This window comes from Bacillus cereus group sp. MG4 (genome assembly GCF_040460055.1).
Lineage (GTDB): Bacteria > Bacillota > Bacilli > Bacillales > Bacillaceae_G > Bacillus_A > Bacillus_A wiedmannii.
Window position 1 is genome coordinate 1,229,273 of sequence record NZ_JARVGZ010000001.1, and the last position, 13,356, is coordinate 1,242,628.

Genomic DNA, 13,356 nt, shown 5'->3' on the forward strand with positions numbered 1-13,356 from the left:
AATTTGTTATGATGTTGAATGAGGTCTCGATAAAATTGTAATGTATAAATCCATTGGAACTCCAATGGATTTTTTTGATGAAATCATTCTTACTTCTCAAATAACACGCCACGTAACACCTTATAATGGATTACAATGAATGAATGAATCCATACGTTCTTCAACCCTTGTTCTTTTCGCTAACTTTACCTTTCTTTTTAATTGATCATTATTGCCCTTCAGTTTAAGGAAATAACCTTCACAATCTCAATGATATATTCAAACTCGAATAATCTAATGGCTTGAAAAATAGTTAAAATATTAAAACAAATAGTACGAATTTATGAGATAATACGTTAAAGGGGATGAACTGATTGTTACATACGATGGTTTATGATAAAGCGAAGTACCATTATGAAGGTAATTTTCCTGAGGACTTACCAATCGATCAAGCTTTTGTACATACTGGTATGTTTTTAGGATGGATAATTGAACATCATTTATGTAGTAAAGAATTTGAAGAAGAGTCTCAAGACGAAATTAACCAGTTTAAACTTAGACAAATGACTGGCACAGAAATTTATATGAATTGGGATGGTGTTTTGGCAGACGACATGTTAAATGATGAGGGCAACCAATTCGCCATGTATTACTTTAATAATGATGAGGAATGGAAGTATATAATTGATTACTCAGACGTTTTTATAGATCAAGAAACTCTCTACCACGTGAAAGATACTTGGGAAAACTATTTCAAATTAAAAGAAGTTATTGATAATAGCTATAATTTTTGGAAAGACAACTTACAAAATAAGTAATTATAACAAGTCGATTTCTTATGTTAATAAGGAATCGACTTTCTTAATATCTAATTTGCTGATTAACACTTCACCCAAAGATCATTTCACTAACGATACTATTATTGATACCGAATTATCTATAACAGAACGTTCTGGACGTGATTTCATTAACACTGTTAATCCAATTAAGGATGTGACTAATGTTTGCGCTACTGCTTTAGCGTTCAAATCATTTTGCAGTTCTCCTGATCGAATTCCTTTCGTAATTAATTCTTGAAAAATAACTGCAAGATACATTTGATGTTCTCTAGTAAGTACTTCAAATTTTTCATTATGAGGAGCAAGTTCGACCATTGTGTTAATACAAAAACAACCTTTACTGAAATCTTTTTTATATTCCTCTTCCACCATATTGTCAAAAAATGTCCGAATAGCTTCTTTTACAGACTGTTTATTTTGAAGTTTTGTTCGTATATTAGCCGCATGTAAATTTGTGTATCTCCTTAATGCCGCTTCAAATAATCCCTCTTTATCACCAAAGGCTGAATATAAACTAGGCTTTTGTATTTCCATTTTAGCAGTTAAATCGCTTAACGAGGTAGCTGCGTATCCCTTCTCCCAAAAGAGTTGCATAGCAGCATCCAAAGCTTTTTCTTCATCAAATTCGCGTAGTCGTGCCATTTAAAACAATCTCCTTTCTACATCTAGTTATTAAGATTACACATCACCATTTGTGTACCAATCAGTATAGTATATATCGTATTAAATTATAAACGATGTGTCAAAAAATCACATTAAATTCAAAATAAACTTGACATATATGTTTCTTCAAGATTATATTTTACTTACAAAATAACATACCGTTCGGTACGTTATTTTTAACAATACAAAAAGGAGCTGATTTTATGAATAGTAAAGAAAAAATGATGACCATTCGAAAACATACTCACACTCATATACATTCACCTGTTCATGCAACAATTTCTCGTTATATGACTCTATTATTCGCAATAGCTTGCGGAATGGCGGTGGCAAATATATATTTCGCTCATCCACTTCTTGATTCTTTATCAAATGAATTTAAGATTAGTCATTCAACTATCGGTATTGTAATTACTATTACTCAAGTTTGTTATGCACTTGGATTACTTTTATTCGTTCCACTTGGTGACTTATTAAACCAAAAGAAAATAATAATTGTCCAAATGCTTTTATCCGTTATCGCTTTAATTATAATTGGAGTTGCCCCCTCAACCATCGTACTTTTTATAGGTATGGCCTTAGTAGGAATTCTTGCAACTGTTACGCAAACACTTGTCGCATATGCATCAATTTTAGCTAATCCAGCAGAACGTGGACGCATAGTAGGTTTCGTTACAAGTGGCGTTGTAATAGGTATTCTTCTTGCTCGTACATTTGCAGGTTTATTAACGGATTTAGCTGGATGGCGGTCCGTTTATCTCACCTCTGCTATCCTTTTACTCTGCGTAACTTTTTTGTTACACCGAAATTTACCTACTTTTGAACATAAAAAAGTGACAACTCTATCTTACCGAAAATTAATATACTCTGTTTTCTTATTATTTATAGAAGAACGACTTTTACGCATTCGCGGAATATTAGCATTGCTTATTTTCACTTCATTCAGTATTTTATGGACTTCTTTAGTATTGCCCCTAAGTGCTACACCACATAATCTTTCACATACAGCTATTGGTGCGTTCGGTCTTGCTGGAGTGGCGGGTGCATTAGCTGCTACTAAAGCTGGACGATTAGCTGATAAAGGATTAGGCCAAAGAACAACTGGCATAGCCTTATTATTATTAGTACTTTCATGGCTTCTAATTAAATCTATTAACCACTCTCTATTGTTACTAGTTTTCGGCATTATCCTTCTAGATTTAGCCGTGCAAGCTGTACATGTCACCAATCAAAGTATGCTGTTCACAGTGCGTCCCGAAGCAAGAAGTCGACTCACTGCCAGTTACATGATTTTTTATTCTATCGGTAGTGCAACAGGTGCAATTCTTTCAACAAATACGTATGCAAAACATGGTTGGGATGGAGTATGCATATTAGGTGTATCTGTTAGTACTTGTGCTCTTTTATTTTGGATAATAACATTACGGCGATCATCACAGCTGAACGAAGAATAATTCATTTATGTTTAATGCGTGTTTTTCTACAAGACTATAGAGTAGCACTTATTTTTTAACACAAATCAACGGCATTTTCATATAAAAAATGCCGTTGATTCACAATTTCATGATAAGGGACCCCCTACTATCGAAATACATCTATTACAAATTTCCTTTAACGTTTTCAACAATCTCATTTATCGTATTTCGATCAAACTTATCACTAATTTCGTATGACTCACGATCTCCTACTAATTGTACGCCTACAATATCATTGCGGTCCTTACCATATTGTACTTCAATAATGGATCCACGCTCTATTTGTTTCCAAACGAGACTTGCTTCATCTTTATTATCTAAAATCATACAGTCCTCAATATTTTCATCAACCCCAATTAACTTGTTGTCATCTATATACCCAACCTCGTATTGTTGACGTTCTTTCGCTTTGCCGCTTACTAATATACCTTTGCTACCATATGAATAATCCATATAGTCCTTCTTCTCAGATAGTACCGCTTTCGTCTCTTCTGCTTTAGTTTTTTCAGCGTTCCCACAACCCATGATAAGACTAATTGGCATCACCGTAGTTAGTACTACTCTAGTAAATTTCTTTATCATTTATAAGCAACTCCTCATACTTACATTTAAATTCCGTTTATCAATTTATTAAAACATAACATGATATAAAATAGGCAAAGCCAACGATAAAATATTCGCTGCATTCCCACAATTTAATTAAGGACCAGGCCATTTAAACCTAGTCCTACATAACTTTACCTTTGCTTCACATACTTAATTGTATTGAATGAAGTCTCATTAAATAATCGTAAGTTTTCCCCATCATAATCTTGAACTTTATATGCTATTTTCTTTTTTTGAATTTTATCTTCTACACCGTCTACTAAACGTTTATTGAGATGTAAATAGATTGTAAAAGCTTCCTTATCATATTCCCAAGTTCCTTCAATATAATTCTTTTTATTTGGATACTCACCTTTACCATACGTTTCAAATGTCTTATCACCTTTTAGAATGAGTGACATAATGAAACCGTCTGTTCCTTTGAATCCCCAATTACCGATTAATTCCGTACCATCTTTCACATTCTTCATAACATTATCCGTATTAATTCCAGCTTTCTTATCTAACTCTTTCAAATCTTTCACAGATACTGTACCGTCACCGATTTTAATATCCCCTTCAAGATCTTTGAATGCCTTAAGCCAGTAAATATCTCCTTCTTTCACTAACTTTTCGGATTTCTCGATTAACTCTTTATCAGTTTTATCGCCTTTTTCTCTTTTTTCTTTTCGGGTGAATACTTCATTTATTAAAGAAAAAGACTCTCTAAAATAACCAATTGCTTTTTCAAAATCCTTTTGTTGATTTACATACTCTGCAGGGGGATCTATCGACTCGAATTTATCTAACATTTTATTTAATTCTTTCACACTATCTACTACATCTGATTTCTTTTTCTTACCGTCAAAAACCTCTCTTGTAATATTGTTATGCTCCGCAAACAACTTATCAAACTCTACCCCTAATTTATACACTTTATTAGGATAGTCTTCCTTTGAAACTTTTTCTTTCTTACTATTAGACTTCGATTCTTTTACTTTAGACTCTTCCGTTTTCTCCTGTTTAGAAGTATTCGTTTTCTCAGACACTCCACAACCAAATAACAACATGACCGGAACTGCTACCCCTAGTAATTTCTTTGCATTCATGACTGATTTCTCCTTTTACTTGAATAAGTTACTCTTACTATATCCATCCTCTTTTTTTATCTTGTAATTAAAGTTACAATCGCAATAACTCCTAAAATCGGTCCCCAATATTCCATTTTTATAAAAAATAGTGAGTGCTTTTTGTTAAACATAACTTTTTCACCAGTTTCGGCATCTATATAAACTTTCCCATTTGGCTTATTAATATATTTTCCTAAATACCAAGACATAACCCCTGATATAATAAACATTACCGCCATTGGCCAACTATGGTCTTGAAAATATGTAGCGTCCCCCGTTATAGATCCAAAGATAACCTTACCCAAAAGAGTATTAATAATTACAATAATTGCGACTAAAAAACCCCAACCAGACCAAATAACCATCTATTTCTCCTCCTAAAGCGCACCACTTTGTACCTTATGTTAATTTGAACTGCAAACGAAAACATTAAATAAACCGAATATTCAGACGCAAACAATTACATTTATCCTACATTCGATTCTAACTTTAGTGTTCTAAATGCAAATGAACCAGACATAATTTGTAATATTGTTGGAATAAGTAAAAAGAATAATGACATAAATAACATAACTATAGGAATCACAATCATACAAACTCCATAAACTTTATTATTAACCTTGTTTACTAAACATGATAAAATAAGCAACCCTATTTGAACCGTTAAAATAATAGAATAATAAGCTAAAAGTTCATAATCAAAACCTTCCATAATATTAAACGCTACAACTATTAATAGTATGGAAATAATAATTCCTATAATGCCACCAATTAAACCTAGTACGAATTCAAGCGTTCTTTTCAATTCAATCCCCCTTTTATGAGCCACTAACAACTTGTATATTTTTCCCATTCACCATCATACCAAATATTCATTGGAAAAACTATACATACTTTTCATTCTTCCTTACCTTACAGTGACCTTCTTACCATCATAGATAGCTTGTTGCGGTTACAAAATTAAAACCTTCACAATTACTAACTGGTTTCGATACCTTTAGAAAGTGGACATACCTCTTGAATACAATTAGTATTAACATAAGAAATATGAAAGACTGAAAAAGGCTCTTACATGAAGGAAGGAAGTGCACAGCTATGGATTTTAAAACAGTTATGCAAGAACTTGAAGCTCTAGGTAAGGAACGAACGAAAAAAATATACATATCTAACGGTGCGCATGAGCCAGTTTTTGGCGTAGCTACAGGTGCCATGAAACCAATCGCTAAAAAAATAAAATTAAATCAAGAATTAGCTGAAGAACTTTATGCCACAGGCAACTACGATGCTATGTACTTTGCAGGCATTATTGCCGACCCAAAAGCTATGAGTGAATCGGATTTTAATCGTTGGATAGATGGAGCTTATTTTTATATGCTATCTGATTATGTAGTAGCAGTAACTTTATCGGAGTCAAATCTTGCACAAGACGTTGCTGATCAATGGATTGCAAGTGGGGACGAGCTTAAAATGTCTGCCGGCTGGAGTTGCTACTGTTGGCTTTTAGGAAATCGCAAAGACAATGAATTTTCCGAAAGTAAAATTTCCGATATGCTTGAAATGGTGAAAGATACAATTCATCATTCTCCAGAACGAACAAAATCTGCTATGAATAATTTCCTAAACACCGTGGCAATTTCATATGTACCACTACATGAAAAAGCAGTCGAGACTGCAAAAGAAGTTGGTATAGTTGAAGTGAAACGTGATAAGAAAAAAAGCAGTTTGTTAAATGCTTCCGAAAGTATTCAGAAAGAACTTGATAGAGGAAGACTTGGTTTTAAGCGTAAATATGTAAGGTGTTAAACAAATTCGTATCTGGGTGTCAATTCGATAAAGATTGACACCTTTTTCATTCAGGTTATATATCCCCTAACTTATATTAAAAAATAATATCCTGATAACCTACTTCCATTACCTTTTCATTTAATAAACGAACTCCTACACCATTTTCTATATCCCACGTACAATTAAATGTAATTCCAACCTCTCGTCCTTCCGTAATATTTGCATACGGAACAACAATACCATCTAAACTGACCATCTCTAGTATTTGATCAGTTGTTTCAACTAATTGATAATTTTCTCGCACTCCAATATCATATCCTAATTCACATCGCCTTTGTTTGTAATAGTCTAATATAGACTGCAATAAACTTATTTGTACCTCTTCCCAATTTTTTATTAATGATTGATACGCTACATACTGCCCTTCATCAAACATCCCATCTTCTTCACCATCTATCATCAAATCAATCTCAGTTACATTACCTATAAAAGTTATAGGCATACACTTAGCCCAAGCATAATTATATTCAATTTCTCCAAAAACTGAATCGTTCACTCTCATTTATCCGTCATTCCTCTCGCACTTATTACTAAGGTGTCCCTGCTTATTGTTAACTCCCATCAACATTTAACATTTGAAATATTCTTTCAAAAACTTATAAAACGTTGGCCAACTCTCCTTTAATTCTCCATTTAAAAGTAATTCATCTCCACCTTCAAAATTTACTGAGTAAACTTTATCAGTTACACTATCAAGGACCAATGCAGCATTTGCTGTCATTTCCGTTAATACTAAATACTTATTAGGAAATCCATGTTTCTTTCGAGCAATAATTGTGTAGTATTCAATATTATTCTCTTCATCTATAATATCAAGTAGTTCATAAAGAACGTGCTCTTCCCAAAATGGTCCTGCAAATCGATAATAAAACTCTCTAAATGTATTAGACACTTTTACATCTAATCTATTCATTACTTCATTCACCTGATCTTTATCTTCCCGTTTATATATATCTTCTTCCAAAACTTCTTCTAAACGATTTGGCAAAGCATGCATTTGTATCCCTCCTTTACAAGGTTTATCTATGTGTTTATGAAATGAATTTGCAGCTCCCTGCAAACTACCTGTACGGCATAGAACCAATAAATGTAACCTCTAAACCATCAAACATATCTTCTCTTTTCGCTTCATTATATTTAAAATCATAAAGAACAATAACAAAGTTAATATCGTTCGCTAAACTATCTCCATTTACTAGCTTTTTTATTTTAGGAATAATTCGTTCACTATAAGAAAAATCACTTAAAATATGTTCAACTTCCCTTTTATTATTCTCATAAAAACAAATTTCAATATTATCCTCATCATAATAACCGAATTCAAAGCTCGTCCCAAACTTTGAATGAACTGAATCACCATCTATCGTGTAATCTATATCGACATAATCCTCAAGATTTTGGAGTGATTTAGAAATTCCAAACCAAACTGAAACCATTCCACTATATTCCACTTTCCCACCCCATCTAGCCGGTCTATAATTCATATAAACATTCTTCACTTTACTATTTTTGTAACCTCAAACTAGAAATTAACTCATTTAAACTATTCGAAACCTCTGTAAACGACCCGAGTTCAAATTCCTCAAATTGAGTCTTTCCACTTACATTATTTAAAACAACTAGTGAACCATTTCCTTCTACCCTTATCTAGTCCCTTAATAACTCGTGATTAAGTCTTCGCCTTCATATCTAGGGTCTTTCTCCACTTTACCATCTTTTGTTTTGATGACTTTTAGTCTACCTAACCACTCTGCTCCGTTATATGTCTCTTCACTTACCCATACATTATGCTTTTTACCATCTACCTCAACTACTAATGTTGGGTGTGTAAATATGAATTCCTCCTCTACATGCCTACCTACTATTTCTGCATGTAATGATGTACCTTCTTCAACTAATTTACTATTTTGATACCCTTCGATAATAGGTAATCCAATAAATACAAAGAATATTAGCCCAAATACGGTCACTTTCTTCTTTGTACTCCATTTATTCTTTTCTTTCAATTCCTTTTGTCTTGCTTCTCTTTCTTCGCGTTCATCCAAACTCTCATTTAAAGCGTCTTCCCACGCCTTAATTTCTGCTTCGATTTCCGCTTCGGCTCTTGCTAATTTTTCTAGTTGTTCATCGGTTGCTACCATCTCATATGAGTTATCTCCAACCACACGAATTTCAGCACCATTTTCTTTTACTTTCCGCAAGTCTTTTTCTGTACAATCAAACTCTCGAATGATTTCCCCTTGTGTGTTTACAAGTCTAACGTAAATGTTTTTTTTCTCCTTCTTCTTAAACATCTAAACTCCCCCTTATTTGTTTCCTATCATAGATAACCCTACTGCAATTAAGAGAAAGAAAACGATAATAAGGAAAGTCTTCCCTTTGCTTAATTGTGTTGTACAACCTTCCAAGACAGCCCATATAAGAATTGGAAAAAGAAGAATACCTAGGAGAATATCGACCAACTTGTTGCTACTCTTCTTTAGTGTTTTTTCTTCTTCTACTATCGGTTTTATCTGAACAGCTTCTTTTCTTATTTGTTTCGGCTTCTTTTTCTTGCGTCTATGATTCACCCAACTTCCCCCTTTTAGAATAACTTTTTACAACTATAAAAATACCGGGATATCCCTTTTTCACTTCCAATTATTCATATAAGCTCTCAATTTCAATAAACCAAAAAGAACCCTTTTCCATACACTTATCATCAATTTTTTTCAATTCTTCCTTCAACCAACTTATTGTACACCCTGGTATATTATTAGCGATAAAGGCATCCTCACCATTTATCTCTACTGCCTTATCAATCATTTTTGAATATACTAATAAACATGCTGCAAATTGTTGTATAGAAGAATTCATAAACACTTCTTTATACGCATCACTATTATTTAGAAATACTATTTTTTCTTGTTTTTCAATTATACAAATTGGATCTCCAGAACTTGTTGTTCCTAAATACCAATATTTCCGAAACTCTTCTGGCATATGAAATACATTTATAATAGACCTTACGAAAGACTGAGATGAAGTAAATTCTAAATATGGTGGCGGTGTTTCCGGCAAGCCTCCTATAGACAAAAATCGTTTCACTTCAGCTGAAAAGTTTTTGTTTATTAATTCTTTTTCAGGAAATGTAATGGGTGGGCCATCTTTATTAACATCCCATTTCTCTCGAAAATCCTCTGGTAGTATCATTCTTTCACCTTCTTGATGTGTTTATGTCTTTTTACATTTAGCCGAGCTACTAGTTGTTTTTTTATTTTCCTCCATAAAACATACCATCCATCAAAGCTTTCCGTTATAGTAAAAATCACTCCTTAACAGAGTGCCATAGAATGGTTTTATATTCATCACATATATCGTTTTCTTATACGACTACATGTCCATAAAAATACTTTTTACCAATCTTCCATTCTTTCTTTGTTAGAACATCGATATATGACATCAACTCTCTATTTTTTTCATTTGTTATTATCGTATCGTATTGAATAGGACATTTGATTCCACTCCAAATTGATAAAACAAAAGGTATAGTAACAACATTATAAGTAGTTCTATCTCTTAAAGAACTCATAACTTTCGAAACTAACTCCTTTGCCAAATCTCCAGGAAAAGATAGTCTATTACGATAATAGTATTCTTGCGTATCGTTATTTTCGATAAAACCAGAATAAGCTTCATTAAATTCTTCTAACGATACTTCATAATACTCGTCCTCAATTCCAAGCATCCATGAAAGTTCATTTCTTATAGCTTTTTCAACAAAGGTATCTTCCCACTCTTCTAGTAACGCTAAAAGATATGGTACTACATGATATGAAAGAGTTTCACCAGCACTTACTACAAAATTATGAACTCCATCCTCTGAAGCACTTGAAAGGAATTTCAAATTAGTCGTTTCTAATAAATCATCGTGAGTAGCTACTGAACAAAATAGTCTAGTACATAAATGTAAAACAAGCTCATTTCCAGTACTATTCATAAGTTCAATTAGTAACCCCTTTACGGAGAAATCACCTAACTTTAACAATTCGTTAATTAAAATACAGCATTCTGTCTCTGTTAAACTATCCCTTAAGTTAGACTTAAGAGTTTCAATTGTATGATTAGAAACTTTTCCATACCAAATATCTTTTTTTAAATGCTCTAAATCCATCATTCTCCCGCCTTTTATTGCTGCTTACATTTATACGAACCATTTTATATGGATAGTATTATTAATCATGTAACTTATTTAAAAACTCCGTAAAATTATTAGCAATATAGAATACATTTTCTCTTGCTACTTCCTCTACTTCTTCAGCCGTAATCCCTTCACTTTCCATCAATGTTTCCTTTTCCCATGCCCCTTCATGTTCCCAAAAGACGACAATTGGATCTTCTTCATGATTTTTATAATCAAAGCAAATTAAATTTCCTGCTGGATCAAATGCGAATGGCACCAATTCATTTGGCAGAGTAGAAATATACTGGTTATATACTTTAACGATATATTCTCTACTATCTACATCATAAGAAAGTAAAGTTCCAAATACCTTTGTTATCGTGCCTATTTCAAATTTATAAGGTAACACAGCTGAACCATTATTATTTGTAGCACATTCTACATAGTCACTTGGAAATATATACCTTATCTCTTTTCCCACATTGTTTATATATTCTGCTGAAACTGGCTCATCCGGTACTGGCCATGTTAAGTCATTTCTCATTTAACTTCACCTCCTAACAAATCACATCACGTTTATCCGAAATAACTTATTGCATCATCAACCAACCATGCGAGTCGTATGTCTTCTTTTGTAATCGTTTCATTGTTATGTAAGTCTTTCCACGCAATCAAATCAATTGACGCAGTCCACAAAATGTTGTCACCGCCTTTTGATGCACCGATTCCTAATACCCCTGTGACAGCTGCTATTTCAATCACATTTTCTGAGAATCTATTTTCAAATCTACTTATTTCACTTGATTTACTCAATTTCGAATACATTCCTTTCATAGCCCACAGGCATAAGTACTTTGTGAGTTTTCCTGTTTTATTATAATTGGTCATGGTAACGCCTATATAGAATTATAGCTATAATTCTATATAGGCTTTTTTTTCACCTGGAATTTTAAATTTATTTACATTATATTCTTTAATTATATATACTTTTATAGCTTCAAAATCTTTACCAAAAGCAAGAAATGGATTTTTTAAGAAATATATTATTTCTTCGTCGTCATAAATTCGGGCTTTAATTATTTCTTTGTCCGAGTGAAACGATAAATTGACTCCTTTGTAAAAATATTCGTAGTATCCTTCTTCATCCTGCTCACTCTTATCTTCAAAAGGAACAGATTCAATATGATATATATTCCCATTTACATTTATTGATTTCATACAGCATCACTCCCTTTTCAAGAATATTCATAAGAAATTAAATAATCTCTGTCAATCATACCAAAAATAAGGGATTTACTTTTAGAATTTATAAAAAATATATAGGATTAAATTAAAATCTTTATATTATTTTTCATATTACTTCATTATCTCTGTACAATTGTGTAATGTGTCACAGAAGTAGACATATTGCAATGAGTTGCAGTGAAGGGGAATATCCTTTGAGAATATAAAATAAGAAGATCAATCTAGAAAGACTATCTAGTTCGATCTTCTTTTATTGAATTTTTAATTAATGCATTTTTACCCTTAAAATAATATAATCAACGGGTAGATTATTATTTACATCCTCAAAACTGGTTCTAATTTTAAAGTCAAATTCATTTGTTATATTTTTCAATGAATAAAGGTTTGTTCTATCTACACTTGTACGGGGGAGCAACATATCCGAAAACGTAAAACGCATGAAGAATATGTTGCGGAACTATTAGAAAACGCGGGTACGATATGCCGCAGAGGTTTTAGAAGTTCATGGCGATAATATCAAAGTTATAGGAACATATAAAGGCGCTAGAAATACCATAGAACACAAATGTAACTCATGTAAAAATATATGGGAGGCAGCACCAACAAATATTTTAAAAGGAAAGGGAGAGAAACATTATGTCAAAGTTATTACGTGAATTATCTAAACCGGATAGTGAGGCCCTGCGTTCCGAATCACTAGAACAGTTGAAAGTTACTTCAGGTAAAATTGTTGCTTGTGATCCTCTTATTTTTAATGAAAATCACTTCGAACAAACAATTCAGCCAGGTACATATCCAATTGTTGCTTGGTGGCATAAGGAAGATGGAGTCATTGCTGGTGCTGAATTGAAATTGTCGGAGTCAAAAGCGGTAGGATGGAAGATGGCAACAAAACCAGGACAAAATGTCAGTGAACTGGAAGACGGATATATTTTTGGTTACCCAGTTGATACAGGCTTAGGGTGCTTTGCAGATGTTGAAGCAATTGGTAAGTTAGAAGAAATAGAAGACAGGTTACAACAAGAACTAGGAGAAGAATTTACTAGTTTGTATGATGATCTTATAGATGACATACTAACAGAACATGATGAAGATTGGGGAAATTGTGTGGTGTGTGAGGAAACAGGAAGTAATATCATTATATTCCGTTCAGGTTATGGAGATGGATTTTACCCTTCCTATTGGGGAATCGATGAAGCAGGAAAAATCGTTTCACTCGTTACTGATTTTCAAGTGCTACATGAGGAAAATTGAGGACAACATCAATAATGATATAAGAGTCAATGTTTTTTCTTTTACAGCGTCAAATATTCCTCGTCTAATATTTGCAAATAACCCGTGGGATAATCTCCTTATATACTACTGGTTCTAATAAATAGGGTTATATTCTTAAGTGAATATAACCCGTCATTAATTCTAGTTGTATATTAACA

The 13,356-nt window shown here is 32.8% G+C and carries 18 protein-coding genes and 2 pseudogenes; 4 read left to right on the forward strand and 16 right to left on the reverse strand.

From position 1 onward, the window contains the following. Positions 1-353: 353 nt before the first annotated feature. Positions 354-797, forward strand: coding sequence for a DUF7832 domain-containing protein (locus tag QCI41_RS06370; RefSeq protein WP_353837911.1), 444 nt, complete (start codon positions 354-356; stop codon positions 795-797). An 81-nt stretch (positions 798-878) separates the two neighbouring features. On the opposite strand, the gene QCI41_RS06375 is transcribed toward QCI41_RS06370, so the two are convergent. Beyond that, positions 879-1,460 carry a TetR/AcrR family transcriptional regulator gene (locus tag QCI41_RS06375; RefSeq protein WP_046958008.1) on the reverse strand — a complete coding sequence of 194 codons (582 nt, stop codon included), beginning with the start codon at positions 1,458-1,460 and terminating at the stop codon, positions 879-881. 224 nt (positions 1,461-1,684) lie between these two features. Here QCI41_RS06375 and QCI41_RS06380 point away from each other — a divergent pair, with 224 nt between their 5' ends. Then, positions 1,685-2,935: an MFS transporter gene (locus QCI41_RS06380; protein WP_353837910.1), complete on the forward strand. Its 1,251-nt coding sequence runs from the start codon at positions 1,685-1,687 to the stop codon at positions 2,933-2,935. 144 nt (positions 2,936-3,079) lie between these two features. Here the strand turns inward: QCI41_RS06380 and QCI41_RS06385 are convergent, their stop codons facing one another. The 4 genes from QCI41_RS06385 to QCI41_RS06400 all read right to left on the reverse strand — a co-directional run bounded on the left by QCI41_RS06385 (position 3,080) and on the right by QCI41_RS06400 (position 5,476). Continuing rightward, entirely contained in the window at positions 3,080-3,538 is a 459-nt protein-coding gene (locus QCI41_RS06385; protein ID WP_353837909.1) for a hypothetical protein, read from the reverse strand. Between the two features lie 155 nt (positions 3,539-3,693). After that, the gene (locus tag QCI41_RS06390; RefSeq protein ID WP_353837908.1) at positions 3,694-4,650 is read right to left on the reverse strand and encodes a DUF3994 domain-containing protein; all 957 of its coding nucleotides are present in this window, start codon (positions 4,648-4,650) and stop codon (positions 3,694-3,696) included. Positions 4,651-4,706: 56 nt separating this feature from the next. Beyond that, positions 4,707-5,036 carry a hypothetical protein gene (locus QCI41_RS06395; protein ID WP_353837907.1) on the reverse strand — a complete coding sequence of 110 codons (330 nt, stop codon included), beginning with the start codon at positions 5,034-5,036 and terminating at the stop codon, positions 4,707-4,709. A gap of 101 nt (positions 5,037-5,137) precedes the next feature. Beyond that, positions 5,138-5,476, reverse strand: a complete 339-nt coding sequence (locus tag QCI41_RS06400) for a DUF4064 domain-containing protein (protein ID WP_063261426.1) — start codon at positions 5,474-5,476, stop codon at positions 5,138-5,140. A 290-nt stretch (positions 5,477-5,766) separates the two neighbouring features. Here QCI41_RS06400 and QCI41_RS06405 point away from each other — a divergent pair, with 290 nt between their 5' ends. Next, positions 5,767-6,474: a DNA alkylation repair protein gene (locus QCI41_RS06405; protein ID WP_353837906.1), complete on the forward strand. Its 708-nt coding sequence runs from the start codon at positions 5,767-5,769 to the stop codon at positions 6,472-6,474. Positions 6,475-6,550: 76 nt separating this feature from the next. Here QCI41_RS06405 and QCI41_RS06410 read toward each other — a convergent pair whose 3' ends face one another. The 11 genes and pseudogenes from QCI41_RS06410 to QCI41_RS06460 form a co-directional block, all read right to left on the reverse strand. Next, positions 6,551-7,018 (reverse strand): DUF6985 domain-containing protein, encoded by a 468-nt coding sequence (locus QCI41_RS06410; protein ID WP_353837905.1) that lies wholly within the window; start codon positions 7,016-7,018, stop codon positions 6,551-6,553. Between the two features lie 66 nt (positions 7,019-7,084). Next, a complete protein-coding gene (locus tag QCI41_RS06415) occupies positions 7,085-7,513 on the reverse strand; it encodes an SMI1/KNR4 family protein (protein WP_353837904.1) in 429 nt (142 codons plus the stop codon). A 64-nt stretch (positions 7,514-7,577) separates the two neighbouring features. Further along, a complete protein-coding gene (locus tag QCI41_RS06420) occupies positions 7,578-8,000 on the reverse strand; it encodes an immunity 22 family protein (RefSeq protein WP_048544725.1) in 423 nt (140 codons plus the stop codon). Positions 8,001-8,019: 19 nt separating this feature from the next. Continuing rightward, a pseudogene (locus tag QCI41_RS06425) lies at positions 8,020-8,163 on the reverse strand (SecY-interacting protein Syd); the annotation flags it as partial. An 8-nt stretch (positions 8,164-8,171) separates the two neighbouring features. Continuing rightward, positions 8,172-8,810, reverse strand: coding sequence for a hypothetical protein (locus QCI41_RS06430; RefSeq protein ID WP_000473561.1), 639 nt, complete (start codon positions 8,808-8,810; stop codon positions 8,172-8,174). Positions 8,811-8,822: 12 nt separating this feature from the next. Continuing rightward, positions 8,823-9,086, reverse strand: a complete 264-nt coding sequence (locus tag QCI41_RS06435; RefSeq protein ID WP_353837903.1) for a hypothetical protein — start codon at positions 9,084-9,086, stop codon at positions 8,823-8,825. Positions 9,087-9,156: 70 nt separating this feature from the next. Next, positions 9,157-9,708 carry an SUKH-4 family immunity protein gene (locus tag QCI41_RS06440; protein WP_353837902.1) on the reverse strand — a complete coding sequence of 184 codons (552 nt, stop codon included), beginning with the start codon at positions 9,706-9,708 and terminating at the stop codon, positions 9,157-9,159. A gap of 172 nt (positions 9,709-9,880) precedes the next feature. Further along, the gene (imm47, locus tag QCI41_RS06445) at positions 9,881-10,669 is read right to left on the reverse strand and encodes an Imm47 family immunity protein (RefSeq protein ID WP_353837901.1); all 789 of its coding nucleotides are present in this window, start codon (positions 10,667-10,669) and stop codon (positions 9,881-9,883) included. A 61-nt stretch (positions 10,670-10,730) separates the two neighbouring features. Next, entirely contained in the window at positions 10,731-11,222 is a 492-nt protein-coding gene (locus QCI41_RS06450) for an SMI1/KNR4 family protein (protein WP_353837899.1), read from the reverse strand. 50 nt (positions 11,223-11,272) lie between these two features. After that, positions 11,273-11,512: pseudogene (locus QCI41_RS06455) on the reverse strand (DUF7021 domain-containing protein); the annotation flags it as partial. 78 nt (positions 11,513-11,590) lie between these two features. After that, positions 11,591-11,896: a hypothetical protein gene (locus QCI41_RS06460; protein WP_353837898.1), complete on the reverse strand. Its 306-nt coding sequence runs from the start codon at positions 11,894-11,896 to the stop codon at positions 11,591-11,593. Positions 11,897-12,559: 663 nt separating this feature from the next. On the opposite strand from QCI41_RS06460, the gene QCI41_RS06465 reads away from it, so the two are divergent. Next, on the forward strand, positions 12,560-13,177 hold the full coding sequence (locus tag QCI41_RS06465) for a DUF4241 domain-containing protein (protein WP_353837897.1): 618 nt from the start codon (positions 12,560-12,562) through the stop codon (positions 13,175-13,177). Positions 13,178-13,356 lie beyond the last annotated feature (179 nt).